This is a genomic window from Polynucleobacter sp. MG-5-Ahmo-C2 (assembly GCF_018687735.1).
Lineage (GTDB): Bacteria > Pseudomonadota > Gammaproteobacteria > Burkholderiales > Burkholderiaceae > Polynucleobacter.
On the sequence record NZ_CP061304.1, the window covers coordinates 305,958 to 331,683 of the forward strand.

Below are 25,726 nucleotides of genomic sequence, written 5' to 3' on the forward strand. Positions count from 1 at the left end.
ATGGCAAAGGGATTGGGGAGATATTTATTTATAGGGGCTGGATCGAATATATTAAATTTTGCTTTTTATTTCATTTTCTTTTCAGTTGGCATGTCCCTGTTTTTAGCTTCAACAATAGGCTATTTAATCGGCCTATTTTTTTCTTATCATTTTGGGCGAACTTGGGTTTTTGATGAACGGTTTGATATTAGAATGAAAAATGTAATTAGTTTTGCTTTGGTGTATGCAATTGGCGGGGTGGGTATGAGTCTAATAATTGAGGTTATGAATAAAAAAGTAGGTTTAGACTTTCAGATAAGTTGGATCTTTGGTGCAGTCTTTGCTGTAGTAAATAATTTCCTCGGATTAAAATTTTTTGTATTCAATGGGATAAAAAATGGCAAGTAAATTTGGATTTATTTCAAAACTAGAATTCCTTCAGGATTGGGCCTCAGCAATTATTGCCGGCTTAAATCCTGCAATTGTTCATAATTTAGAAAAGTATCATGTGTTGAAAAAAGTGCACTACCTTTCTGCGATTGAAAATATTGAGGGTGATTATCTTGAATTCGGGGTTTTTACTGGAAGCTCCTTTTGTCACTCGATCCGTTGTTGTAAAAAATTGGCAAAGATAAACCCAAATACACTTAAAACAAAATTTTTTGGTTTTGACTCATTTTCAGGATTTGGAGACTTAAATGAGGATGACGAGCACCCCTTCTATACCGATGAAAATTTTTCTACCAGCCTCTCGGCTGTTAATAATCGCGTGCAGCGTATAGCGCAAGGTATTGAATTTAAATTGATTCCTGGCTTTTTTAGTGATTCTTTAAAAGTCGGATCCCATCGGATGGGAATAGATAAATCACGTATCATTTTTATTGATAGTGATACTTACTCAAGCGCTAATGAGGCGCTTGCATTTTGCATTCCAACCTTGCAAGAGGGCACCTTTATTGTACTCGATGATTATTATTCTTATCGAGGAAGTGAAGCTCGAGGTGTGGCGCGAGCATTCAATGAGTTTGTTTCTCAAGGAGGAATAAATGTCAGACATGTGTTTAATTACGGAATGGGTGGTGTGGTCTATGTTGTTTCAAAGAAAATATAATGAAACTTTCATTGGTTATTCCTTGCTATAACGAAGAAGCCAATTTGCCATTGCTATTGGAGGCTTGTCAACCACTTCGATTGAATGGCGATATAGAAGTTATTATTGTAGACAATGGTTCGACAGATGGCACATCTGAGGTGCTTAAAAGATTGCTTCCAAGTTATCCACACTGTCGTACTGTACGCGTGTCAGTTAATCAGGGTTATGGATTTGGTATTTTGTATGGATTAATGGCGGCTCAGGGGAACATTCTTGCCTGGACGCATGCAGACCTGCAGACTGATCCCAAAGATGTCCTTAGATGTTTAGAGCTTTTTAATCGCTATGGAGAAACCATTTTTGTGAAAGGTAGGCGAATTAAGCGCCCGTTAACAGATGTTGCATTTACCGTGGGAATGAGCATCTTTGAAACTCTTTTGCTGCGCACCCGTTTATGGGACATCAACGCTCAACCCAATATATTCTCCAGGTCATTCTTTGAGAGTTGGGTAAATCCCCCGCATGATTTTTCCCTAGATTTGTATGTGTATTTCACAGCGCGCCATAAAGGCTTGCCGGTTTACCGCTTTCCCGTAGAATTTGGAGAGAGGGCCCATGGGGTCTCTCATTGGAATGTCAATTGGGCAGGAAAATGGAAATTTATCCGCAGAACCATCGACTTTAGCTTTGAACTGAAAAAAAGGCTGTCTCAATGAAGTTCATTGCTCATCGGCGCAACACAATCGAAGAATTAAAGGCGACCCCAAGGGATTTCGGTGTCGAGGTCGACGTTCGCTCTAATGATGGGAAGCTGATCATTCACCATGACCCCTTTGCTTCTGGGGAAGACTTTGAGGCATGGCTCAAGCACTACCACCATGGCACCCTGATTCTCAATGTCAAAGAAGAAGGTCTAGAGGCCTGTTTAATTGAACTGATGCAGCAACACCACATCACAGATTATTTTTTCCTAGATCAATCCTTCCCGTTTCTGATTAAGTGGTCCAAGTTGGGTGAGCGCAACTGTGCTGTGCGCGTCTCCGAATTTGAGTCCATCGAAACTGCACTTACCCTCGCCGGAAAAATTGACTGGGTCTGGGTTGACTGCTTTACCCACTTCCCGCTCACGGGTAACGATGCCAAGCGCTTGCTCGAGGCTGGCTTTAAGTTGTGCCTGGTTTCTCCAGAACTGCAGGGTCGCCCTGCTGAGGTGGAAATTCCCCTACTTGCCAATTTACTGCGTGAGTGCTCGATTAAGCCCGAAGCTATTTGCACAAAGCAACCTGAGCTCTGGAAAGAGCGCCTACAGAACGCCGTCTAAGTTACTGATGAAAAAATTACTTGCCTACTGCCAAAGCCCCCTCTTTTTAATAGGGCTTCTCCTGCGTTTAGCATTATTAGTGCTGGTGTTGCCCACACCCGTTGGTCAATGGTTTGTCCCGTTTCTGAGTAATAGCATCAGTACTTTTAGCTTAGATCCTTGGCAAGCATGGTTGAGTCAAGGAGGTGCCGCAGCCGCTTTTCCTTATGGCTATGCCATGTGGCTTTTTCTCTTGCCCTTTAGCTTGGTTTGTAAGTTACTTTCCATTCCCCTGGCCTATGGTTATGGCGCGAGTTTGATTGCCGCTGATTTTGGTTTGCTTTTAATCCTCCGTAAGTTACTCAATCCCAAAGACTGGGTCTTACTCGCAATCTACTGGCTCTCTCCGATTAGTCTCATTGCTAGCTACTGGCTGGGCTATAACGACATCATTCCGGTGTTTTTATTGATGAGTGCGATTTACCTTCTCAGGGGTCAACGCTTGTTGTTCTCGGGCGTGGTGTTAGTAGCCGCTATCTCAGCAAAGCTCAGTATGATTTTGAGCTTGCCTTTCTTTCTGATTTATCTGTTTCATAATCGCAATCTTCGCCAAATTTTCAGTCAATATCTGGCTGGTCTCGCGCTTGGATTAGCAATTTTCTTCTTACCCTTTCTGTTCTCTCAAGCTGGTCTGAGCATGCTGGCGAATAACCCCGAAGTAGAAAAGATTTACCAGCTCTCGATTAGTCTAGTACGCAATACCTCAGTGTATTTAGTGCCGCTGGCCTACTTGCTGATGCTCTATGCCGCTTGGAGAGTCAAGCGCATGAACTTTGAGCTCTTTAATGCCATCTTGGGCACGGCCTTTTTATTGGTGGTGTTATTAACACCGGCTTCACCGGGTTGGTTTATCTGGATCTTGCCTTTACTCGTCTCTTATCAAGTATCCGGCGATCGGGCAGCCTTCTATATCACCTCGATTTTTTCTGCGCTTTATGTCTTCAGCGCGCTGTTATTTGTGGGTAGCCAACAGATCGATTTAGTGATGCAGGCGTTAGGACTTCACGCTAATGCAGGCCAACAGATCATTAATGCCGAGTGGATTAATTCTCGCCTAGCCTCACTCACCCATACAGCCTTAGTAGCCACAGGAATTGTTTTAGCCATTCGGATTTGGCGCGAGACCGTGATTCGCAATGATTTCTTTCGCCTGAGTCGCAAGCCTTTTGTGATTGGTATTGCTGGCGACTCGGGCGCCGGCAAAGATACTTTTGCTAATGCTATTAGCGGCCTCTTTGGCTCCCACTCGGTGGCAGCTATTTCTGGGGATGACTATCACCTCTGGGATCGCCATCAACCAATGTGGCAAGTGATGACGCACATCAATCCAGCCGCAAATGATTTAGAGAGTTTTGCTAAAAATTTAGTTTCTCTTACAGATGGCAGATCAGTACAAGCCAGTCACTATGACCACGATACCGGCAAGATGGGCAGGCCATTTACTATCCAAAGCAATGACATCATTATTGCTAGTGGACTGCATGCTCTCTATCTTCCTATCTTGCGCGAGTGTTATGACCTGAGCATTTACCTGGATATCGATGAAGGCTTACGTACCTACTTCAAGGTCCAAAGGGATGTAAATACACGCGGTTATACCATTGAGCGGGTGCTAAATGCCTTGGCAAAGCGCAAGCCTGATTCTGAGAAATTCATCAGACCTCAAGTCGCTTTTGCGGACTTGATTTTTAGTCTTCGCCCAATTAACCCAAGTGCTCTGAATAATGCCAATGAATCTAACCCACCACGTTTAAAACTGGTTGTCAAATCCCGTCATGGATTTAATGAGATTTCACTTAAAAGGGTGCTGATAGGCGTCTGTGGCCTGCATGTGGATATGAACACTAATGCCGATGTCTCTGAAGTGGAACTCAGTATTGAGGGCGAAACCTCTGCTCAGGACATTCAAATGGCTGCAAGGTTGATTTGCCCTCAAATCTTCGAGTTCTTGGATCTCCAGCCTCAATGGCAAAATGGGGTATTAGGTCTGATGCAGCTCATTACCATATCTCATATCAACCAAGCGCTGACTAGAAGATTTATATGATCCAAATTACCGACCAAAGTCGCTTTACGCGCTTACCTGATGCGGTGCTCTTTGATACCGATAACACCCTTTACCCCTATGATCCAGCACATGCTGCCGCTCAGCAGGCGGTTAAAGAAAAAGTGATGAGTACCTTCTCGATTAGCGCAAAGGATTTTGATGTCGCCTTTAAAGAAGGGCGAAAACAAATTAAAACTCGCTTAGGTCATACCGCCTCATCGCATAGTCGTCTACTCTACTTACAGCGCATGTTAGAGATCATGGGGCTGGGATCCCAAGTGCTGCTGGCCTTGGATTTTGAGCAAACCTACTGGCGCACCTTCTTGGCTAATGCCATCCTCTTTGATGATGTAAAGGAGGTGCTAGACGACTTACGCCTACTTGGCATACCGACAGCAATCGTAACTGATCTGACAGCACAGATTCAGTTTCGTAAGGTGGTGTACTTTGGTCTAGATCATTATTTCAATTTCATTGTAACCAGTGAGGAGGCGGGCTTTGATAAGCCCCATGAGGCCCCCTTTCAAATCGCTTTAGAGAAAATGCAACCTAAGGGCGACTGTATTTGGATGGTTGGTGATAATCCCATTAACGATATTCGGGGGGGCAAAGAAAAGATCAATGCCGTCACACTACAAAAGGTACATGAAGGGGTAGAAATAGGGGAAGGACCTAATACTCCTGATGCGAATTTTAAGGAATTTAAAGAATTGCGACAACTGCTTGCAAAGCTCGCTAGTAATAAATTAGCCTCATATGGATAATAACCACAAAGCTATTAGTCAGTTTTGTGCCGATCTAGGTAAAGATCAATTACTAGTGCAAGGCGCCGGTGGAAATGTCTCCTGGAAAGAAAATGGAGTTCTTTGGGTAAAGGGGTCGGGCACATGGCTAGCTAATGCAGACAAGGAGAATATCTTTGTGCCGGTTGATTTATACCATCTGCAAAATGCCCTGTCTCAAGAAAACTTTGAAATTAAACCCCAAATATTAGGCGATCAGGAAAGGCAAAAACTCAGCCCTTCGATTGAAACTGTTTTGCATGCATTGATGCCGCAAAAAATAGTAGTTCATCTACATGCCGTTGATGCACTCAGTTATTTAGTTGCGAAAGATTGTAAAAAATCACTGCAACAGCTCTTTATGTCCTCTGCCAATATGCATCAAGTTATTAGCATCTTTGTTCCATATCGTAAGCCTGGCCCAGAATTAGCTCAAACTATTTATCAAACACTTCAAGCCAATACAGCTGCTAATGTTGTGCTTCTCAAAAATCATGGCATTGTGATTGGGGCAGAATCAATCGATGCAATTTATACGCTTCTTGAATCGATCAATACAATCTGTATCCCAAAACAGACACCATCAAATACAAGTCACGCATTTCCCCACCATTTGAGCGTATCAGAGGAATATATCCCTTTTGCGGATGAGCAAGTGCAAGCACTAGCCCTTAATCCTGATCTTTATAAGCGTTTGCACTCTGATTGGGTTTTATATCCGGACCATGCTGTATTTTTGGGTCCGAGAGCATTCACCTATGAATCTTGCCGGACTTTTGAGAGGCAGGAGAAAAATAATGCTAAAAAACCCGAACTAATCTTTATTCAAAATACAGGAGTTTTTATAAAACCAAGCTTTAATCAAGCTAAAACTGCGCAGTTATTGTGTTATTACGATGTCATTAGCAGGATATTGCCATCAGCTCTATTAGATCCGCTTGATGAGAAATCCATCTACGCTCTACTCAATTGGGATGCTGAGAAACTGAGGCAAAAAATGGCTAAGTGACAAAAAAAGTTAACATTTCTCTTTTTTAATAAGAGTGTCTAATTGAAAAAATATCGTTGGGGCTATGAAACAAATTCAAGTTTCTAAAGAGCATAATTTAAATATTAAGTTAGTTTTGATGTCTGGATTTATTTCGGCAGGCTTAATTTTATTAAGCAATTTCCAAACTAGCGCAATAACTTGGCCATCAACGGATAATTTGCCGGCTGTATGCAGAATGCTCGATAGCGCGTGCCTCACTTCTGATTTCTTTACTAATGCTAGCTCAGTAATAACCCCGCGTTTCCCATATACTTTTTTGCTATCTGGCGTTACGAGCTTGGTTCCGTTTGGCTTAGGAGGGGGGCTAGCAGTTATTAAGGGGGTTCTCCTCGCATTTTTGCCAGCACTGTGGTGCATGGTTTTAATTTATATCGCAATCTTTAGTCTACGGAATCCCAAATTTTATTGGCTAGATAATTATTTTAAGGTTCAACTAGGTGTTCTTGCCCTTATTATTCCGGCAATTATTTTTCTATTGCAAGGCTCATTAGGTTTAAAGCTAAGCGTTGCATGGTGGCCGCCCTTAAGTTTTGATGCAACACCGCAGAATTTTTCGTTGTTAATATGCTTATTTTCATCTTGGCTTTATAGCCTTAATAAAAGATTCTTATGCGGATTTTTGTTTTTTTGGGGGGGGATTATTCACCCTGCAGCCACAATTTTCTTCGCAATCTATTTTGGATTATTAATTTTTGATTGGATTAAATTAAGTCATAATATTGACTTATTGACAAAAATCTTTATGCCTACATTGGTAGCCTCGTTATGTGCTACTTATTTCTTTGGTGGGGGTAATGTAAATATCGGCGCCTCTGACTTTGCTAAAATTTACGCACTCGAAGCCCATTCTGGCCACTACATACCATCAAAATTTGGCTCCTTAAGCCCATATCCCTGGCAAAAATCATTTTCAATTATTTGCATCGGGTTGTTTATTTTGTCATGTGTACTATATAAGTTGAAGTCACATGCATGGAAAAATGCAATTACGGCTCTACTGGTCTATTCCGGCGCAATTTTTTGTCAGTACGCGTTTGTAGAAATCTATCCAATTAAAATAATTGCACAAATAGGGCCTTCAAGATTTTCAATGTTTGGCCCATGGCTTTTAGTATCCTTTCTATTGACAACAATAGCCCTTCTTTACAGTCGTCTACCCAAAGCGACCGAGAGATATTTAGATTTACTTTCACAAAAAATAATAGCTATCCCTACATATATTTTTGGCGTTATTTTAATTGGAATTATAATTTCAATTCTGCTGTATTCCACCTCAAAAAATTCCTATCAAATAATTTTTCCAGATAAAAGTGGGGTGGATTTAGGGAATTTCGCAGAAAATTACTCCAAGATGGATGATGTTTTTGCTTTACCATTTTTTGCTCCTCGGGTAGAGTTCCCTCTAATTACTAAACGAGCTATTTTTTTTGGAAATGGATTTCCTTTCTCTGAAAAATATTTTTCAGAATGGGATTATCGCAATGCAAATATTAATGGGCGCATTAAGGATATAGAAAATCTCCCCGGAGGTTGGATCGGAGATAAGTACTCTTTTTTTTATAATGGTTTAACGCCTAACGATTTTGTAAAAATGTCAAAAGTCCACAGATTAGATTGGGTTGTGTTGTACCCGGAGAACGTTAGCGGATTTCAAAATTGCAAGAAATCTTATGACAACTCAGGCTATCAGATTTATTCAATCGTTGATTTAGAAAAATGTATCAGCAATTAACTGACCCCACCCTTTCTATAGTTACTATTAACTATAATTCGGGCGGTGGCCTTGTAAAAACAGTCGATTCAATTTTAGAGTTTTTAGGTCAATTAAATATTGAATTAATCCTAGTTGATGGATTATCTTCTGATGATAGTTTATCGAGATTGGGAAGCAAAAGAGATTTATTTTCCTTGGTTATATCGGAAAAAGATCTTGGTATTTATGATGCCATGAATAAGGGTATTAAATATGCTAAAGGAGATTGGATTTGGTTCTTAAATAGCGGCGATGTTGCGCTTGAATCATCAAAGGAAATTTTACAATACCTAGTATCTGAAAAAGAAAAATATAATTTTTTGTATTGCAACTTTTCGACGGATTTAGGAAGGGTGGTGGATCAGAATTTAACTCTTAAACAGCTATTTAGAGGAATGATTAATCATCAAACAATTTTTTATAGAAGAGATTTGATCGATAGCTTTGATTTAAGTTTTGGCTTAGGTGCAGATTTTGCCCATTTATTGAGACTTTATTCAGAAATAAAGCATCAAAAAATCGATATTTCTGTTGTTAGGTATGATTTAAATGGAAAATCATCAGCATTTGATAGGTTTACCAGAGTAAAAACTTGGTATCAGAGGTTTCGCGCCTTTAGAGATTCTAGTTTGCGCTTTGATTACAGAATATATGGGATGGTTTTTAGTCTTACTGTTTGCTTGGCGAAGGCTTTTTTTCCAAAATTTGGATCTAAAACAATTAAACTCAAATAAATAATTTTAAAGGTTATTGAATGACTATATTCGCAGTTACTGGATGCGCTGGGTTTATCGGTAGTAATCTGATTGATAGGTTATTAAAAAATGGCCATGATGTTATTGGCATAGATAATTTTTCCACTGGTCAAAACCGCTTTCTTGAGGAAGCTTCGTTGCGGTGTAACTTTAGATTAGTGAATTTAGATCTCTTGGATTTAGATGGTCTAAAACTTTCAATTAAGGGTTGTGAGTTTGTATTTCATCTTTCCGCTAATGCTGATGTTCGCTTTGGTACAGATCACCCGCGCAAGGACTTGGAGCAAAATACCATCGCCACTTATAATGTTCTTGAGGCTATGCGTTCAAATGGAATTAAGAAAATTGCTTTTTCTTCAACTGGTTCTGTATATGGTGAATCACCCGTAATACCTACGCCTGAAGATGGCCCATTTCCAATTCAAACATCTTTGTATGGCGCGTCCAAAGCTGCATGCGAGGGTTTAATCTCGGCATATTGCGAAGGGTTTGGATTCCAATCATGGATTTTTAGATTTGTATCTATTCTGGGTGAGCGTTACACTCACGGACATATTTTCGATTTTTATCAAAAACTAAAAAAAGACCCATCTTGTTTGGCGGTTTTGGGTAATGGGAAACAACGAAAGTCATATCTTTATGTTCAGGACTGTATTGATGCCATTATGCTAGCCGTTGAAAAAGCTGATGAAAAGGTTAATATCTTTAATTTAGGTGTAGACGGCTATGTTGAGGTTAATGATTCCATTGGCTGGATTTGCCAAGAATTAGGCGTTAGCCCACGGCTTGATTATTCTGGCGGTGATCGTGGTTGGATAGGAGATAACCCATTTATTTTCTTAGATACAAAAAAAATTCAAGCGCTAGGTTGGAGGCCAAAGTTCGATATTGAGCAGGGTGTAATACGGACTGTTCAATACCTAAAAAATAATGAATGGGTATTCGATACTAGGGGTGGGCAATGAGGGTATGCGTTCAGGGCCTTTGGCACTTAGGCTCAGTGACAGCAGCATGCCTGGCATCTCTTGGGCATGAGGTAGTAGGGCTTGATTCTGACCAAACAGTGATTTCTTCTTTAAATGAAGGCGAGGCTCCACTTTTTGAGCCTGATCTAAATCCCCTCCTCGCTGAAGGCATTCAGAGAGGTAGACTGCGATTTACGAGCGATATGGCAAACGCATGCAAGGACGCAGAGCTTCTGTGGGTGACGTTTGATACTCCAGTAGATGACGATGATGTAGCGGATATTAATTTTGTGTTAAATGAAGTTAAATCTGCAGTGATGCTTCTTTCGGACGGCGCCTTGGTATTGGTGTCTTCCCAGTTGCCAGTAGGTTCAATAGCTACCTTAGAAAACTTTTCCAAGGAGATCGTTCCTAATAAACGCATCTCATTTGCAAGTTGCCCCGAGAATCTAAGGCTTGGAAAGGCTCTAAATGTTTTTCTACATCCAGATAGAATTATCGTTGGCACTCGCACTACTGATGATCGAGTGGCCTTAGAGAAATTGTTATCACCAATTACTGAAAAAATCGAGTGGATGTCCATTGAGTCTGCCGAAATGACTAAGCATGCGATTAATGCCTTCCTCGCTACATCAGTAACTTTTGCTAATGAAATTGCGGCTATTTGTGAGCTAGTTGGTGCAGATGCTAAGGAGGTTGAGCGAGGACTTAAATCAGAAAGTCGTATTGGACCTAAGGCCTATTTGTCACCTGGAGGACCTTTTGCAGGAGGTACCTTAGCGCGAGATATTGAATTTCTGGGGAAAATCAGCCAAGAACGACAACTCTCAACACCTTTGCTATCTTCTGTTCGCCCGAGTAATGATGCTCATAAAAAATGGGTACAGCGCAAGTTGCTTGAATGTTTCCGAGATCTTAGCGATATTCGGGTCGCAATATGGGGGCTCACATACAAAGCTGGCACTGATACTTTGCGAAGATCTCTTAGTGTAGAGCTAGTGGATTGGTTGCTTGAGCATGGTGCTCAGATACAAGTTTATGACCCTGCTGTTAAAGAGTTGCCAATCAACTGGGCTAATCGAGTCATGAAATGCATGAGCGCCAACGAGAATCTAGATGACATCCAGGTCTTGGTAGTGGGAACGGAGTGGCCTGAATTTAAAGATGAGGCACGCCGATTGACCAAGTTCGCAAAATCTAATTTATTGATAATTGATGCTAATCGCCATTTATTAGAAAGCCTTAGAGGGACGACTATGTCATATTTATCTGTCGGCTCAAGACAAGCAAACTAAGAGTGGAATAAAAAAATGTTAACGAATAAGGTAGCCGTTATTACTGGCGCTAATCAAGGTCTTGGTTTGGAAATTGCCAAGAAATATGCCGCTGCTGGAGCAAATTTAATGCTGTGCGCCCGCAATGGGGTTTTATTGGATAGCGCTCTAAAAGAAATAAAACAACATATTGCTGATGGTCAAATTATTCTTGCACAGCAGGTAGATATTTCAAAAGAAAAAGAAGTAAGTGATGTAGTTGAGTCAACACTCAGGCAATTAGGAGCATGTCATATCCTGGTAAATAACGCAGGAATATATGGACCCAAGGGTAATGTTGAGGACGTAGATTGGGCTGAATGGATTAAAGCTATTGAGATCAATGTGTGCGGATCTGTATTGATGTGCCGGGAATTAATGCCTCATTTTAAGAAACAGCGTTATGGGAAAGTTATTCAATTATCTGGTGGTGGCGCAACCAACCCTTTGCCAAAAATTAGTGCTTATGCAGTATCAAAAGCTGCGATAGTGCGATTTGCGGAAACCCTTGCTGAGGAGGTTAGGGGATTTGGCATTGATGTAAATGCACTCGCTCCTGGTGCACTAAATACCCGCATGCTCGAGGAAGTTTTAAGGGCTGGCCCAGAAGCAGTCGGTAAAGACTTTTATGAGAGGTCCCTTAAGCAAAAAGAGTCGGGTGGTGCTTCAATAGACCGTGCGGCAGAGTTGGCGCTATTTTTAGCTTCTTCGCACAGTGATGGTATTACGGGAAAATTAATTAGCGCAGCTTGGGATAATTGGGAAGAGTGGCCAAACCATATATCTGAACTTAACAAGACTGATGCGTTCACTCTACGAAGAATTGTTGGCCGTGATCGCAAGATTGATTGGGGCGACAAGTGACTGAAAAAAATCGTGTATTTGGGGTGGGCATTATTGGGTGCGGGCTAATAGGTCAAAAAAGAGCTAATGCATTAGGATCTGGTGGCAAGTTAATTGCATGTGCTGATATTGCTATTGATAGGGCTACAGCTCTGGCCAATCGCTTTAACGCTAAATCATTTAACGATTGGCAAGATTTAATTGCTATGAATGAGGTTGATATCGTGATCATCTCTACATTGCACGACTCTTTAGCAGAAATTACTTTGGCAGCAGTCAATTCTGGCAAAAACGTATTAGTGGAAAAGCCAGCCGCACGAACCAGTGCTGAGCTGGAACCGATTTTATGGGCATTGCAGGAAAGCAGTGTCAAGGTTCATGTAGGCTTTAATCACCGCTACCATCGGGCAATAAGAAAATCCAAAGAGCTTGTTATTTCTGGTGTTTTAGGTGAGTTAATGTTTATACGTGCACGCTATGGACATGGCGCTCGTTTGGGCTATGACAAAGAATGGCGTGCCGATCCTAAATTGTCGGGTGGAGGAGAGCTAATTGACCAAGGCCCGCATTTAATAGATCTCTCGCGTTGGTTTTTAGGTGACTTTTCTGAAATTGATGGTTTTGCCCACACCTACTATTGGAATATGCCAGTTGATGACAATGGATTTGTATTGTTAAAGACGCCCAAAAAGCAAGTAGCTTTTTTACATGCTTCATGTACAGAATGGAAAAATCTTTTTTCCATGGAGATTTATGGCAAGGATGGAAAATTAGATATATCTGGATTGGGTGGTAGCTATGGGTTAGAGAAATTGACCTATTACAAAATGCTTCCCCAAATGGGCCCACCTGAGACCGTGTCGTGGGAGTACCCCATGGGTGATGATTCGTGGGCGGTTGAAATGGCTGAATTTTATGAAGATATTCAGTTGGATCGCGCCCCTGCAGCTGGGCTAAATGATGCCTATCAAGCCCTAAAAATAATTGAAAAAATTTACAAGGATTCTGGATATGATCATTGCGCGTAGCCCACTTCGCATTACCTTAGGAGGTGGTGGAACTGATCTGGCTTCCTATTATGAAGACCATGAAGGTTTTTTAATTGCAGCAGCAATTGATAAGTATGTCTATGTAACGGTCATGCGGCCTTTTACGGAAGGTATTTATCTCAAATACAGTCAGCTAGAGCATGTAGAGAAAACTGCAGATGTGCATCATCCGATTATTCGGGAGGCTTTGGACATTATGGGTTTTCGTACACCGCAAGTGGAAATCACCACACTTGCAGATATTCCCGCGGGAACGGGTCTTGGTTCTTCGGGTAGCTTTACTACCGCCCTACTCAAAGCGCTTTATACCCATCGTAAACGCCATATTCACCAAGAAGAGCTGGCCGAGCTGGCATGTCACATTGAGATTGATCGCCTTGGCGAGCCCATTGGTAAGCAAGATCAGTATATTGCGGCAGTAGGGGGTCTAACTTGTTTTACTTTCCATAAGGATGGAAAAGTCACTGCCACTCCTTTGAAGATTAGCATGGAGACCATGTTTGATCTTGAGGACAATTTACTTCTCTTTTTTACCGGTTTTTCAAGAAGTGCTAGTGGCATATTAAAAGATCAAAAAGTAAAGTCACAGCAAAATGATGCTGACATGATGGCTAATTTGCATTATGTAAAAGATTTGGGATATAGAAGTAAGGCGGCATTGGAAAAGGGGGATACCAAGTTATTTGGTGAACTCATGCATGAGCATTGGGAGCATAAAAAGCGTCGCTCAGGTGGCATGAGTAATCCCAAGATTGATGAGTGGTATCAGCTGGCTATAGATAACGGTGCGATTGGTGGAAAATTAGTTGGTGCTGGTGGCGGTGGTTTTTTGATGTTTATGGCAAAAGACCGCAATCAATTACGTAAGACAATGACTGGTGCTGGATTAGAAGAAGTGCGCTTTAAATTTGATTTTGAAGGTGCCAAAGTGATGTTGTCCTCCTAATGTTTCCGGTTGCAATATTGGCTGGTGGCTTGGCTACCCGCCTACGCCCCATAACCGAAGAAATCCCCAAGTCGCTCATTGAGGTTGCTGGGAAGCCATTTATTTGTCATCAACTGGAATATCTTCGTAAGCAGGGTATTAACTCGGTAGTTTTGTGTATTGGATATTTGGGTGAAATGATTGAAGAAATTGTTGGCAATGGCTCCCAATGGGATATGCATGTTACCTACTCGCTAGATGGTTCAGTCCTCTTGGGGACAGGAGGCGCACTTAGACAGGCCTTGCCGTTACTGGGGGAGCATTTTTTTATTCTATACGGCGACTCTTATCTACCCATTGATTTTTCGGATGTAGAAAAAACTTTTGTAGCTAGCGGAAAAAAGGGGTTAATGACTGTACTTAGGAATCAGAATCAGTGGGATAAAAGCAACGTGGAGTTCGATGCTGGTCAAATTATTGAATATAACAAGACTGTAATTCGACCTCAAATGCATTATATCGATTATGGCTTGGGCATACTACAAAGTGCGGTACTACAAGCTTACCCTGCTAGACACTCATTTGATCTTTCAAAAGTTTATAATGATTTATCATTAGCCCGCGAGTTGGCTGGCTACGAAGTTTTTGAGAGATTTTATGAAATTGGGTCTCACCAAGGAATTGCGGATACCCAAGCCTATTTATTTGAAAAAACAGCAAAGGGCACTTTATGAGTTACGCAAAACAACATTTGAATGAAGCGGTTGAGATCATCGAAAAGATGGATGTGGCCGCAATTGAAAAAATGGCAGATCTTTTAGCTCAAGTTAAAACAGATGGTGGCCGAATCTTTTTTTTAGGCGTGGGAGGTAGCGCGGGAAATTGTTCACATGCCGTAAATGATTTTCGGAAAATTGTTGGCATTGAATCTTATGCCCCTACTGATAACGTATCAGAGTTGACTGCACGCACAAATGATGAGGGATGGGCTTCAATTTTTGTTGAATGGCTCAAAGTTAGCAAACTTACTCCTAAAGATATGCTGTTCATTTTTTCTGTTGGCGGTGGCAATCTAGAAAAGAATATCAGCCCTAATTTAGTTGAAGCTTTGAAGTATGCCAAATCCGTAGGCTCGAAAGTAATCGGGGTGGTGGGTCGTGATGGGGGGTATACCGCACAAGTTGCCGATGCTTGCGTGATTGTTCCAACGGTGAATGCCGATAATGTGACCCCACATTCAGAAGCCTTTCAGGCAGTGGTTTGGCACCTCTTGGTTTCACACCCTAAATTAAAAGCAAATCAAACTAAATGGGAATCTACGGCTAAATAAGCTGGAGATATTAATTCATTGAGGCGCGCAGTTTTTTTAGATCGGGATGGGGTAATTAATCGGGTAATTGTGCGCGATGCTAAGCCCTATCCTCCAGCCTCTTTAGTAGAGCTAGAAATATTGCCAGGGGTTCACGAGGCCCTCCAAAAACTGCATGATGCAAATTATTTATTGGTAGTAGTGACCAATCAACCCGATGTAGCGAGGGGTACCGCTAAGAGGGAAGATATTGAGGAAATGAATGCCTTTTTATCGTCTCAATTGCCAATAGATGACTTTAAGACCTGCTATCACGATAGCGGTGATAAATGTAGCTGCAGGAAACCATTGCCCGGTGCATTGCTTGAGGCAGCCCAAGAACACAATATCGATCTGTCCAAAAGCTTTATGGTTGGTGATCGTTGGCGCGATGTTGAGGCAGGAGCATCTGCTGGGTGCAAAACGTTTTTTATCAATTACCGTTATGCGGAACAAAAGCCAGATGCGCCTGATTTTATTGTGTCATCGTTATTGGAAGCAAAAAAAATTATCCTTGGAGAGTTTTAAATGAAAAAAGTAGAAGAGTTAAAAGTAAAGATTTTTGCTGATGGAGCTGATAAAGCGGGGATGCTTGAGATGTACGAAAAGCCTTTTGTGAAAGGGTTAACCACCAATCCCACATTAATGAAGAAGGCGGGTATTACAGATTACCGAGCATTTTGTAAAGATATTCTCACGTCAATTAATGACAAGCCACTCTCGTTTGAGGTGTTCTCTGATGATTTTACAGAAATGGAGCATCAAGCATTAGAGATAGCCAGTTGGGGCGATAACGTGTATGTAAAAATCCCCATTACCAACACTAAGCAAGAAACTTGTTACGCGCTGGTAGAAAAACTTGCAAATCAAAAGGTTAAATTGAATGTGACTGCACTGATGACTCTTGATCAGGTGCGCAATGTGGTGGCTGCTCTTGATCCAAATATCCCCAGTTATGTTTCAGTCTTTGCTGGACGTATAGCCGATACTGGTTATGACCCAGTACCCCTTATGACCAATGCTGTGGAAATATTGAAAGTCGCTCCTGCAGCTGAGTTAATTTGGGCGAGTCCGCGTGAGTTATTAAACATATTTCAAGCGGATGACATCGGTTGTCATGTTATTACGGTTACCAATGATATTCTCAAGAAATTGTCTCTTATTGGTTACGACTTAAATGAGTACTCGCTGGATACTGTCAAAATGTTTTATGCGGATGCGGTAGCCGCTGGCTTTAAGCTTTAATTAAAGTCTGATTTAAATGCCCTTTTTATTAAGTGTAATTATTACTTCATTTAATGAAGGGGCTAACCTTGATAGACTTTTCCAAGACCTTTCAAATCAAGATTTTGATAATAATGCCTATGAAATACTATTTCTTGAGGCAGGAAACGATTCCAAAGAACGTGCGATAGAGAAACTTAGTTATTCTTCTATTCTTTTAAAGTATTGGCATATTCCGGAATTATCCAGAACTGCTTCTTTAAATTTTTTAGTTAAAAAGTCGACTGGAGATTTAATTGTTCGGCTTGACGCTAGAACTCATATTGATCCAGATTACCTAAGCAAGATTTACGCTCTTTCGCTCCGGGAAAATGTTGCTAATGTTGGGGGTGTTCAGGTTCCGATTGGCGAATCTGAAGATCAAAAAAAGATTGCGTTAATAATGGCACACCCCCTTGGATTGGGTGGCGGGAAGTTTCGAAATACAAGCTATAGAGGTAAAGTTGATTCAATTTACTTGGGGGCCTTTAGTCGAAAATATATGCCACAACAGCCTTGGTTCGACGAAAGGCTAGCAAAGATTAGCGAAGATTCAGACTTAAATTTTCGAATTCGGCAAATGGGTGGTGAGATTATTCTTGATTCAAGCATTATTGCTTGGCACTATCCCCGAGAAAGTCTAAATAAATTTTTTAGACTTTGTTTTAATTATGGCGTTGGCCGCGCTTTATTTCTTATTAAGCACCGGCAATTTTCTGCGCCACGGCAGCTAGTGCTTCCCTTTGCTTTTTTAATTGCATTGTCATTATTGGGATTAGGCGTAATTTACCCGTTCCTGTATTCAGTATTGTTTATTGGCATCCTTTCTTACCTAGCCCTTATTCTTTTTGTTTCCTTCAGAGCCCGAAATAGAAGTTTTAAAGATGTATTTTTCCTTACCTCAGGCTTTGTGGGGTGCCATTTTTTCTGGACGATTGGATTGTTTTACGGATTGATAGCTTATAGATGATTTTTTGTCCACATTAAATACGAATAGCAGTAAACATAATATGAAGATAAATATAATCGGTGGCAGTGGCTTTATTGGTACACGACTAGCGACGATTTTTAACAAAAAAAATGTAGCTTTCAGTATTGTAGATAAAGTAATAGGAGCATCTTTTCCTGCATTGACCCATAACGTAGATATCCGATCATTGGAAGATTTAAGGGCATCAATTGATCTTAATGCAGTAGTGATAAATTTGGCAGCAGAACATCGCGATGACGTAAGTCCTCCGAGCTTATATGATGAGGTTAATATCGAAGGCGCACAAAATATCTGTGAAATTGCTAATAAGATGGCGGTTAATAGAATTATTTTTACTAGCTCAGTAGCGGTTTATGGTTTTGCCCCCTTGGGAACTAATGAGTCTGGTGTAATTGCCCCTTTTAATGACTATGGCCGCACCAAGTGGGAGGCAGAACAAGTCTATAAACAATGGCAGGCTGAAGATCCTCAAAATCGGACCCTAGTCATTGTTCGTCCAACCGTGGTTTTCGGAGAGAGAAATAGGGGTAATGTCTTTAACTTACTCAGACAAATTGCTTCCGGTAAATTTGTCATGGTCGGTGATGGCCTAAACCGAAAGTCAATGGCTTACGTTGAGAATGTTGCAGCATTCTTGGAGTATTCATTGGACTTCAAACCAGGCGTACACATCTACAACTATATTGATAAGCCTGATTTCACAATGAATACGCTTGTTGCCCATGTCAATAAGTTATTGGGCAGGTCTTCTGAGATTAAATTTAGACTACCATTCTCTTTTGGTCTTTTAATTGGATCCAGTTTTGACTTGGTAGCAAAAATTACTGGTAAAAAATTTCCTATCAGCGCAATTAGAGTTAAAAAGTTTTGCGCTAACTCAGTTTATGAGTCGGCAATCGAGTTAACGGGCTTCATCCCGCCGGTTCCATTAATGGATGCGATTGAAAAGACGGTTCGATTTGAGTTTATTGAAGACCATAAAAATGAACAGGTTTTCTATTCTGAATAGTGGTTTTATGTATTAGTTCTATTCAATTTTTATGCAGACAGGCTTATGCTATGGGATTTCCATTCTCCACGTATCTCATAACTGTATCAGTCTTTGACCATCTTCCGCGCTGCATGATGATTGGTATGCTTGCTCCAGAATTGAGTAAATCTTGAGCTGCGCCTACTCGCATTGAGTGGCCGCTGATACCCTCAATTGCCGATTCATCTAATCTAGCTTTTCTTGCAATTCTCTTATAGATTCGATTAATCTGACCAGCTCCAATATTGGCACTGAAATCTAGCGCTCGGTTTAGTCCGCAAAATAACATTTCCTGCTCTTTTGGAAGTTCTTTCATCCATTCAATCAATGCTAGGTAAGCCCTTTGACTTAGATATAACCATCTTCCCATGGAGTCTTGATCAGTCTTACTTTTTCTCAGAAGAATAGATGAGGTCTCAATACCATTCTTTATGTTGATTTTGACATCCTTGACTTGTAGCGAGACTAATTCACTACGTCTACATAAGGTGTCATAGGCCACTAGTAATAAGGCGCGATCTCGAACCCCTCTAATAGAATCATCGGTAGCTAGTAAGAGCTTATCTAAGGTTTTTGCATTGATGCTGCAGGCCTGGCTGGAGGAGCGCCCTAACTTGCGATGCATTCTGCGCATCTCTAAAGTAACATCAGGATCTTTGGTGGGATCATCAAATCGGTTAAGTCTGTGAATGGCAGATAGGCCGCATAATGCTCTGCGAATACTCGCTGAAGATCTGCTACTGCCAGTTAATTGGCAAATATATTGCACGACTAAATTGGGCTCCGCAGGTAAGGCGCTGGCATTTCTATCGCTGCAAAAATGAATAAAATCATTAAAGTCAGCGCGATAAGCTCGAATAGTAGAAGGTGCATAGGCGCCCTCAATTTTTGAGATAGTCTTTTGAAGGATTTTAGTCGCTCGATTTAAGTCCGAGAGCGGGTTCGCTTCATACCTACTCTGATTGACCTTGCATACTAGTTTCAACCTTCTTTTAGCTAGACTTTTAGGCGCGCATTGTGCAAAATCTTGATTAATAAGCATTTTTTATCCTTTATAAACAATAATAAGTTCTTTTAATAGAACATATTATCCTATTATAGTAAGAAATTATTGTGATTACAAGTGGGCAAATTAAAGCTGCAAGGGCACTTCTTAGTTTGACGGCCACAAAATTGGCTCAGTTAGCAGGAGTTGCTTACACCACAATAGTCCGCTTAGAGTCTTCAAGCGGGGTTCCTTCTGGTCAGGTTAAGACCTTAGATGCGGTACAAAAGGTCCTTGAAAAAGCCGGTATTGAATTCATCGGCACTCCTGATGATCGCCCTGGAGTCCGACTCAAAAAACCTTCGCTATGAAATCCCCCACAGCACAAACGTATACGCAGTTAAGTAAGGTAGTTGCTGGTGCTAGGTTTCCTCAAAATACGGCTAAGATTCAGACCATTTTGTTAGCTGCATTTCAGCAAATTGAAGAAAATCTAAAGCACCCCTATTTTTTGCATAAAGGTTCACGCCCCACACGCAATGGTTTCGGTACGGATTTACCAAAAGGTCAGCGCGACGAAACTATGCTGCGCAATCTGTTAATCGCTGAGCTATTTCGTTCTTGGCAATTGGCTTTTAATGAGGCCCCAGTGATTAACAACAAAGATTATCCTGCCACTAAGTTTGTGGTGTTTGCCGAGCAGATTTTCGCTTTACTGGGCATAGGCAAAATTGAAGATCACCTCGAAGAGTTCCAATCCTTTCGGGCCAAAAACCTTGCGCATTTTGATGTAAATGAGGACCCAGTAAAAAAGTAACAGGCTATTTCAAAATAATTGCAAAACATGCTCCATGCCGGGGGGTATAGCGCTCTATATAGGCTCGATTATCTAATCTCCGATTAACTTCCTAAATAGGAGATTAGATATGAGCGATCATATTAAAGGTCAATCCACAGGACCTAAAACAGTGGATGGTAAAGCAGTATCTTCTCAAAATGCACGCAAGGATTCGATCTTTGTCCAAGGCTATTTGCCTTGGGAAAATATCGATGAAAAGCAGCAGCAATTTGGGGCAATGACTAAGCAGTGGGGCGCAAAAGATCCTAGTCGTCAGATGTTATTGCGAACTATTGAGCAATGTCACCTGAGCATCGAGCGCATGATGTACATTGAGCGTAAAAAAATCGAAGGTCTCATGCAATCGACTACGATCGCTTATGAGTTTTGTGAGCGCACTGGACTTTCTGAAAAAATTGCCCATGCACTACCTGATTGGTTTTTTCTAGAGGACGGTGAGTCTGAAAAACAGCGTGCAGTAAAAGTCGCTCGTATTTACGATGAGACGGCTGATTTTAAAGCGCGCTTTTCTGATCAGTTGGCTGCCAGGGTAAAAGACGCCTATCCGGCATTATTTGGGTATGTCATGCAAGGCCAAAAGGAGGGTGCTTCATTTTTGATGGCTCTGGGACAGCGCTATAAATGTTCAGCGGTAACGCTGAACCTGGGCGCCCTGATGAATGAGCTCAAAGAAAACTGGGAGTTTCATTTTATTTGGGCCCAGGAGCCAGCACGCTATCAGACGATTATTGATGGGCTACGGGCCGAGCAAATGGAGCAAGCGATTGATCTGGATAAGTCGCAGCGCTATGCGACCAACCTGCAAAATCGCATGCTCAAAGGGCTTTCTGCACTAGCTGCGCTTGATCAACATGAGCTACTGATGAAAAATCAACAGCAGAGAGTAGCCCAGTTAGAAAACGCTGCTAATTCTGTATTGGAAATGGCGCCAAAGGAATCTACGACTAAAAAGCCGGATTCTGGGCACAAGTCAATGGAGGTAAAGAGAGCTGAGTAGCAGTTAGTAGTCAATAAGTCAGGATGGGTGTTTGGCAAAGCATAACTAAACACCCATTTTGCAAAACGAACTGTCTTGATTTTTGATATTTAGAGGAGGGATAGGATTGCTAATGCCATATATCAATCCTGGCGCTCTAAAAATGCATCCAACTTGGCGTCTTAAATCGTACAATTCTTGCGTAGAGCCAAACATAGGAAATGATAAATATCAGGCATGCCGCCATTAAAATGGGGGTTGATTGCCACCACAACACTGCTGGCGTAATTGACAGTCCTGCTAGTATCCATAAGTAAGGAGCTGTTCTAGCATTCGCAGATAATTGACTATCAAAATGTTTAGCCTGTAATAAGCGCCTATAAATTAAAGTGTGAAAATGAATTCCATCGGGCGCCCCAGGATCTTTATTCTGATGAACTTTTCTTCTATAGACAGTGAAGAGAGTCTCCATAATAGGGTATCCATTCACTAAAAGGGCAAACCACGGAGATATTTCTGCGTGTTTATAGCATACCAAGATGCTGAGGGTTGCCACCCAAAAACCAATCAGGTAGGCTCCACCATCTCCCAAGAAGATTAATCCTTGGGGGTAGTTCCAGATAAAAAATCCTAATATGGCGCCTGCCATCACTAGACTCAAAAAAATGATTGTAGTGTCACCCAGGATGTAGCCAAGATACCCTATCGCTAATAGAGTAATGATGCCTACCATGCTTGAAAGTCCATTAAAACCATCGATGATGTTGTAAGCATTTGCAAGGCCCGTAATAGCGAAAATCGTCAGTGCAATGCCAAAAAAAGGAACGGCAAATAAAACATCAATCAAAGGAATGTCTAAAGATGTAATTTGTAGGTCCATTAGATAAATAGCGCACGCCGCAGAAAGGGCTGTGAATAAAAGACGCTGTTTTACGCTAATTTTCTTAGTGAGATCTTCGGTCAATCCAATGGCAAAGGTGGGGATGGCGCAAAATAAGAGAGCGAGTTCTAAACTTTGCAGACCAAGATCAAATGCCTTGATCAAGATTGCCAAAAAAAGACCAGCAGCAATACTAATGCCGCCAATTCTGGGGACTGCTACTTTATGAACTTTCTGGGGTCCTGATAAATCAAAGTCCGCAGACAATTCCTGATGTAGGTGCTTAAAACGAATAATTAATAGCGTAGTAAAAAAAGAAGTGAGAAAGGCGGCTATTAATCCAGACATTACTTTATTATAGATTTAATTACTATTTGTTAATCGATTTCCCCCCCCCACAGTGTTCAAAAGACCACAGATTATTGGCTCCAGGGCTGAGTTTTTGGCTAAAAAGACTTGTTTGCCCAACACCATAACTAAGTTATGTGGCGTCATTAGTGCAATAATTCTCTCCATGGCCCTAAATACTCACCATCAAGAATTCCTCCAATATCAGCAAACCCGCCGGGGATTTTGGCAGCGGATTCATTCCTCCATTTCTCGCTCTTGGGGTTTTTATTATCAGGACCAGTTATCGGATATTTATCAGCATCTAGTTCCAGTTGGATCTCGAGTTCTGGATCTTGGTTGTGCCAATGGTCGTTTATTGGCCTCACTGAACCCCTCTTTTGGGGTGGGCGTAGATTTTAGTGAATCAGTTTTAGCCTCAGCACCAAGAAAACACCCCCAGCTCACACTATTAGAAATGGATGCTCATGATTTGTCTTTGGGTGAGGAAACATTTGATTTCATCATCCTGTCCGACTTAGTTAATGACCTTTGGGATGTGCAAACTGTGCTTGAGCAATTGCGCCCTTACTGCCACCCAGAAACACGCATCATCTTTAATTTCTTTAGCCATCTATGGAGCTTGCCTTTGCGCTTTGCACGTTGGCTTGGATTGGCAACACCCAATCTCCCTCAGAATTGGCTCACACGCCATGACATGAAAAATCTCCTGGAGATTTCAGGATTTGAGCCTTTGCGAGAATGGCGTGAAATTATTGCCCCCTTACCGATTCCCTTAATCTCCAATTTCTGTAATCGCTACCTTGCTCGTATTTGGCCATTTGAGTTACTTGCTATTACTAACTTTGTTATGGCACGGCCAGTAGGATTAGCATTAAAAAAGAACCCTACAGTTTCTGTCATTGTGGCAGCGCGTAATGAATCAGGCCATATTGAAGAGTTGATGGAGCGCATACCCGAGATGGGTGGTGGTACCGAGATTATCTTCGTAGAGGGTAACTCCACTGACGATACCTATGACAAGATTGCTCTAGAGATTTCTAAGAACCCAAATCGCAATTGCAAACTCCTCAAGCAAGACGGTAAAGGTAAAGGTAATGCAGTACGAAATGGTTTTGATTTAGCGGGTGGCGATATCTTGATGATTCTAGATGCCGATATCACAGTACCTCCAGAAGACTTGACCCGCTTTTATCATGTGATTGCCAATGGCTCAGCGGAGTTTGTCAATGGTGTGCGTTTGGTTTATCCGATGCAAGAAGACGCCATGCGCTTTTTAAATCTGATTGGTAATAAGTTTTTCTCCTGGGCTTTTAGTTGGTTATTAGGTCAACCCATCCGGGATACCTTATGCGGTACTAAAGTACTTTGGAATAACGATTACAAGCGGATTGCTCACAATCGCTCTTACTTTGGTGACTTTGACCCCTTTGGCGACTTTGATCTGCTCTTCGGTGCTGCTCGCTTAAATCTCAAAATCATGGAAGTGCCCATTCGTTACCGTGCACGTCGTTATGGCGAAACTAATATTTCGCGTTGGTCACACGGCTGGTTGTTACTTAAAATGGTAGTTTTTGCAGCTCGCAGAATTAAATTTACCTAAATTGGATTGCCCTTACATTCAGCAGTAATTTTCTGGGCATCAATCTTCTCTAAATAGATTTGGGGTGAAGAGCAAAACGGCTGCCCTCCCTTACGCATGAGTAGGTTGACATAGCGGGTATGTGGCACTAGGTTCACTAGCAGAATCAAGAAAATTAATCCGCCTACAGCCCTCATCTTTGCTTTAGATTCTTCTAGCTTGAGGATCAACGTTAAGGCAAAACCTAAAAGAAAGAACTCTGATAGTAAAAGATAGTGAGGCGCATCGATATAGCGAGTGCGATTAATGAGAGAGACGGCATAAAAAGCGAAAAAGCTATAAGCGCCAAATAGAATATCTTTCTTGCTGAGTATCTTACGCAAGATATGCATCAATACAAGACAGAACAACACCAGAATTAGTGGTGAAGATACCCTATTCAACAGGCTCAGTAGCGGCTCTAAGAGTGAGCTGGCAATCTTGTTGAGAACATATAGGGAATTGCTATCCATGGCGATCTTTTCAGCATTGGGATCGGGAGCTAGCCAGCGCGTCATACTAATCGGATCTTCTATATTGGAGAAGATCGAAACATTTTGGTTAAGCTTAAAACTAAAGTAACTCAGCACCTCGAAGGCAATTAGGTAAAAAACATTAAAGAAGGCGGTCGCTTTGTATGCATTTATCCCTGCCCTATTTGAGCAGGCAAAAGTCAGTGCAAAGAAAAAGCCAATGAGCCCTAGATTGATTGGTAAGCTCAACCCAGATGAAATTACGCTATAAAAGATCCCTAATGCAATGAAGGAAAGCGCACTAGCAAATTTGAGCCAGTTACCGGCATTAGCCTCATTTCTGTCTTGGTCGCTGGGAATGAAGTAGAAGGCCCAGGTGAAGTAAAACGGCGCCAGCACGAGGACTTGGGCTTTATTGAGGGCACCACAGAACAGCATGAGCAGGCATAGCAAGAGACTAAAAAGATGTTTGCCTTGGCCGTTATTGAAATATTGGATGTAGCAATATACAGATCCCAGCAGAAATAGAAAGGCAATGGGTTCTGTTCTGGTGAGGGTGAAGTGAAAGAAGACACCATTGCTCACAAAAACCAAGATGGCAATCCAAAAGGAGAGCGCGCGCTCTCGAGTTATTTTTTGGGCAATATAATAGGCGGCAAAGACGTAGGCTACAGAAGTAATTAAGGCAGCATGCCGCGTTGTGATGATGAGGTCTTTGATGCTCGCTAGCATCGAGGGTGAGTTATTCAGATCTGCTACGCTTTGAAGTTGATAGATCCCCAGGAAGTTGGTGATAGCGATGAGATAAGAGATCAGATGAATCGAGAAGAAGCCGGGATGATCTAGGTATTCTTGATTGGATCCAGAATGCACCAATAGTCCGTTGTAGGAGAGTGTGAGCTCCTGGTCTACCCAGTGTGGCCAATTACGGTCAAAACCCGTGACATAAAACAGCAATATTAATAAGGCGCTCAGCGCAAAATAGGGCCACAGGCAAGATAGAGTTTTAGAAGTCTGATTCATCGGTATATTTTGGC

Annotated in this window: 27 protein-coding genes; 24 read left to right on the forward strand and 3 right to left on the reverse strand. The window is 41.6% G+C overall.

All coding sequences use genetic code 11. The features are described from left to right. The 20 genes from C2740_RS01655 (at position 1) to C2740_RS01750 (ending at position 18,526) form a co-directional block, all read left to right on the forward strand. Complete coding sequence (locus tag C2740_RS01655) at positions 1 to 387, forward strand: GtrA family protein (protein WP_215293681.1); 387 nt, start codon at positions 1 to 3, stop codon at positions 385 to 387. Next, complete coding sequence (locus C2740_RS01660) at positions 377 to 1,090, forward strand: TylF/MycF/NovP-related O-methyltransferase (protein ID WP_215293682.1); 714 nt, start codon at positions 377 to 379, stop codon at positions 1,088 to 1,090. The genes C2740_RS01655 and C2740_RS01660 overlap by 11 nt, the downstream gene beginning before the upstream one ends. Next, on the forward strand, positions 1,090 to 1,788 hold the full coding sequence (locus C2740_RS01665) for a glycosyltransferase family 2 protein (RefSeq protein WP_215293683.1): 699 nt from the start codon (positions 1,090 to 1,092) through the stop codon (positions 1,786 to 1,788). The genes C2740_RS01660 and C2740_RS01665 overlap by 1 nt, the downstream gene beginning before the upstream one ends. Continuing rightward, positions 1,785 to 2,393: a phosphatidylinositol-specific phospholipase C/glycerophosphodiester phosphodiesterase family protein gene (locus tag C2740_RS01670; RefSeq protein WP_215293684.1), complete on the forward strand. Its 609-nt coding sequence runs from the start codon at positions 1,785 to 1,787 to the stop codon at positions 2,391 to 2,393. The genes C2740_RS01665 and C2740_RS01670 overlap by 4 nt, the downstream gene beginning before the upstream one ends. A 7-nt stretch (positions 2,394 to 2,400) precedes the next feature. Continuing rightward, entirely contained in the window at positions 2,401 to 4,479 is a 2,079-nt protein-coding gene (locus tag C2740_RS01675) for a uridine kinase (RefSeq protein ID WP_215293686.1), read from the forward strand. Further along, complete coding sequence (locus C2740_RS01680) at positions 4,476 to 5,243, forward strand: HAD family hydrolase (RefSeq protein ID WP_215293687.1); 768 nt, start codon at positions 4,476 to 4,478, stop codon at positions 5,241 to 5,243. The genes C2740_RS01675 and C2740_RS01680 overlap by 4 nt, the downstream gene beginning before the upstream one ends. Further along, complete coding sequence (locus C2740_RS01685; RefSeq protein WP_215293688.1) at positions 5,236 to 6,270, forward strand: class II aldolase/adducin family protein; 1,035 nt, start codon at positions 5,236 to 5,238, stop codon at positions 6,268 to 6,270. The genes C2740_RS01680 and C2740_RS01685 overlap by 8 nt, the downstream gene beginning before the upstream one ends. 64 nt (positions 6,271 to 6,334) lie before the next feature. Then, the gene (locus C2740_RS01690) at positions 6,335 to 8,044 is read left to right on the forward strand and encodes a hypothetical protein (protein WP_215293689.1); all 1,710 of its coding nucleotides are present in this window, start codon (positions 6,335 to 6,337) and stop codon (positions 8,042 to 8,044) included. Continuing rightward, positions 8,029 to 8,799 carry a glycosyltransferase gene (locus C2740_RS01695; RefSeq protein WP_215293690.1) on the forward strand — a complete coding sequence of 257 codons (771 nt, stop codon included), beginning with the start codon at positions 8,029 to 8,031 and terminating at the stop codon, positions 8,797 to 8,799. The genes C2740_RS01690 and C2740_RS01695 overlap by 16 nt, the downstream gene beginning before the upstream one ends. A gap of 20 nt (positions 8,800 to 8,819) precedes the next feature. Continuing rightward, positions 8,820 to 9,785 (forward strand): NAD-dependent epimerase/dehydratase family protein, encoded by a 966-nt coding sequence (locus C2740_RS01700; RefSeq protein WP_215293691.1) that lies wholly within the window; start codon positions 8,820 to 8,822, stop codon positions 9,783 to 9,785. Next, the gene (locus tag C2740_RS01705; protein WP_215293692.1) at positions 9,782 to 11,080 is read left to right on the forward strand and encodes a UDP-glucose/GDP-mannose dehydrogenase family protein; all 1,299 of its coding nucleotides are present in this window, start codon (positions 9,782 to 9,784) and stop codon (positions 11,078 to 11,080) included. Before C2740_RS01700 ends, C2740_RS01705 begins: the two co-directional genes overlap by 4 nt. 15 nt (positions 11,081 to 11,095) lie before the next feature. Further along, on the forward strand, positions 11,096 to 11,962 hold the full coding sequence (locus tag C2740_RS01710) for an SDR family NAD(P)-dependent oxidoreductase (RefSeq protein WP_215293693.1): 867 nt from the start codon (positions 11,096 to 11,098) through the stop codon (positions 11,960 to 11,962). Continuing rightward, entirely contained in the window at positions 11,959 to 12,969 is a 1,011-nt protein-coding gene (locus C2740_RS01715; protein WP_215293694.1) for a Gfo/Idh/MocA family protein, read from the forward strand. Before C2740_RS01710 ends, C2740_RS01715 begins: the two co-directional genes overlap by 4 nt. Continuing rightward, entirely contained in the window at positions 12,953 to 13,936 is a 984-nt protein-coding gene (locus tag C2740_RS01720) for a GHMP kinase (protein WP_215293695.1), read from the forward strand. The genes C2740_RS01715 and C2740_RS01720 overlap by 17 nt, the downstream gene beginning before the upstream one ends. Beyond that, positions 13,936 to 14,649 (forward strand): nucleotidyltransferase family protein, encoded by a 714-nt coding sequence (locus tag C2740_RS01725; RefSeq protein ID WP_256440745.1) that lies wholly within the window; start codon positions 13,936 to 13,938, stop codon positions 14,647 to 14,649. The genes C2740_RS01720 and C2740_RS01725 overlap by 1 nt, the downstream gene beginning before the upstream one ends. Then, on the forward strand, positions 14,646 to 15,245 hold the full coding sequence (locus C2740_RS01730) for an SIS domain-containing protein (RefSeq protein ID WP_215293697.1): 600 nt from the start codon (positions 14,646 to 14,648) through the stop codon (positions 15,243 to 15,245). Before C2740_RS01725 ends, C2740_RS01730 begins: the two co-directional genes overlap by 4 nt. 18 nt (positions 15,246 to 15,263) lie before the next feature. Then, positions 15,264 to 15,791: an HAD-IIIA family hydrolase gene (locus C2740_RS01735; protein WP_215293698.1), complete on the forward strand. Its 528-nt coding sequence runs from the start codon at positions 15,264 to 15,266 to the stop codon at positions 15,789 to 15,791. After that, on the forward strand, positions 15,792 to 16,508 hold the full coding sequence (locus C2740_RS01740; protein ID WP_215293699.1) for a transaldolase: 717 nt from the start codon (positions 15,792 to 15,794) through the stop codon (positions 16,506 to 16,508). Between the two features lie 16 nt (positions 16,509 to 16,524). After that, the gene (locus tag C2740_RS01745; RefSeq protein WP_215293700.1) at positions 16,525 to 17,496 is read left to right on the forward strand and encodes a glycosyltransferase; all 972 of its coding nucleotides are present in this window, start codon (positions 16,525 to 16,527) and stop codon (positions 17,494 to 17,496) included. A 40-nt stretch (positions 17,497 to 17,536) separates the two neighbouring features. After that, on the forward strand, positions 17,537 to 18,526 hold the full coding sequence (locus tag C2740_RS01750; protein WP_215293701.1) for an NAD(P)-dependent oxidoreductase: 990 nt from the start codon (positions 17,537 to 17,539) through the stop codon (positions 18,524 to 18,526). A 43-nt stretch (positions 18,527 to 18,569) separates the two neighbouring features. Here the strand turns inward: C2740_RS01750 and C2740_RS01755 are convergent, their stop codons facing one another. Continuing rightward, positions 18,570 to 19,589, reverse strand: coding sequence for a tyrosine-type recombinase/integrase (locus C2740_RS01755; RefSeq protein ID WP_215293702.1), 1,020 nt, complete (start codon positions 19,587 to 19,589; stop codon positions 18,570 to 18,572). A 71-nt stretch (positions 19,590 to 19,660) separates the two neighbouring features. On the opposite strand from C2740_RS01755, the gene C2740_RS01760 reads away from it, so the two are divergent. The 3 genes from C2740_RS01760 to C2740_RS01770 all read left to right on the forward strand — a co-directional run bounded on the left by C2740_RS01760 (position 19,661) and on the right by C2740_RS01770 (position 21,388). Beyond that, a complete protein-coding gene (locus C2740_RS01760; protein WP_256440746.1) occupies positions 19,661 to 19,903 on the forward strand; it encodes a helix-turn-helix transcriptional regulator in 243 nt (80 codons plus the stop codon). After that, the gene (locus C2740_RS01765) at positions 19,900 to 20,349 is read left to right on the forward strand and encodes a hypothetical protein (protein ID WP_215293704.1); all 450 of its coding nucleotides are present in this window, start codon (positions 19,900 to 19,902) and stop codon (positions 20,347 to 20,349) included. Before C2740_RS01760 ends, C2740_RS01765 begins: the two co-directional genes overlap by 4 nt. A 109-nt stretch (positions 20,350 to 20,458) precedes the next feature. Continuing rightward, positions 20,459 to 21,388 (forward strand): hypothetical protein, encoded by a 930-nt coding sequence (locus C2740_RS01770; RefSeq protein ID WP_215293705.1) that lies wholly within the window; start codon positions 20,459 to 20,461, stop codon positions 21,386 to 21,388. Between the two features lie 136 nt (positions 21,389 to 21,524). Here C2740_RS01770 and C2740_RS01775 read toward each other — a convergent pair whose 3' ends face one another. Further along, complete coding sequence (locus tag C2740_RS01775; protein ID WP_215293706.1) at positions 21,525 to 22,595, reverse strand: glycosyltransferase; 1,071 nt, start codon at positions 22,593 to 22,595, stop codon at positions 21,525 to 21,527. A gap of 166 nt (positions 22,596 to 22,761) precedes the next feature. On the opposite strand from C2740_RS01775, the gene C2740_RS01780 reads away from it, so the two are divergent. Beyond that, positions 22,762 to 24,198 (forward strand): glycosyltransferase, encoded by a 1,437-nt coding sequence (locus C2740_RS01780; protein WP_215293707.1) that lies wholly within the window; start codon positions 22,762 to 22,764, stop codon positions 24,196 to 24,198. On the opposite strand, the gene C2740_RS01785 is transcribed toward C2740_RS01780, so the two are convergent. Further along, entirely contained in the window at positions 24,195 to 25,712 is a 1,518-nt protein-coding gene (locus C2740_RS01785; RefSeq protein WP_215293708.1) for a phospholipid carrier-dependent glycosyltransferase, read from the reverse strand. The two genes, C2740_RS01780 and C2740_RS01785, sit on opposite strands and share 4 nt — an antisense overlap. Positions 25,713 to 25,726 lie beyond the last annotated feature (14 nt).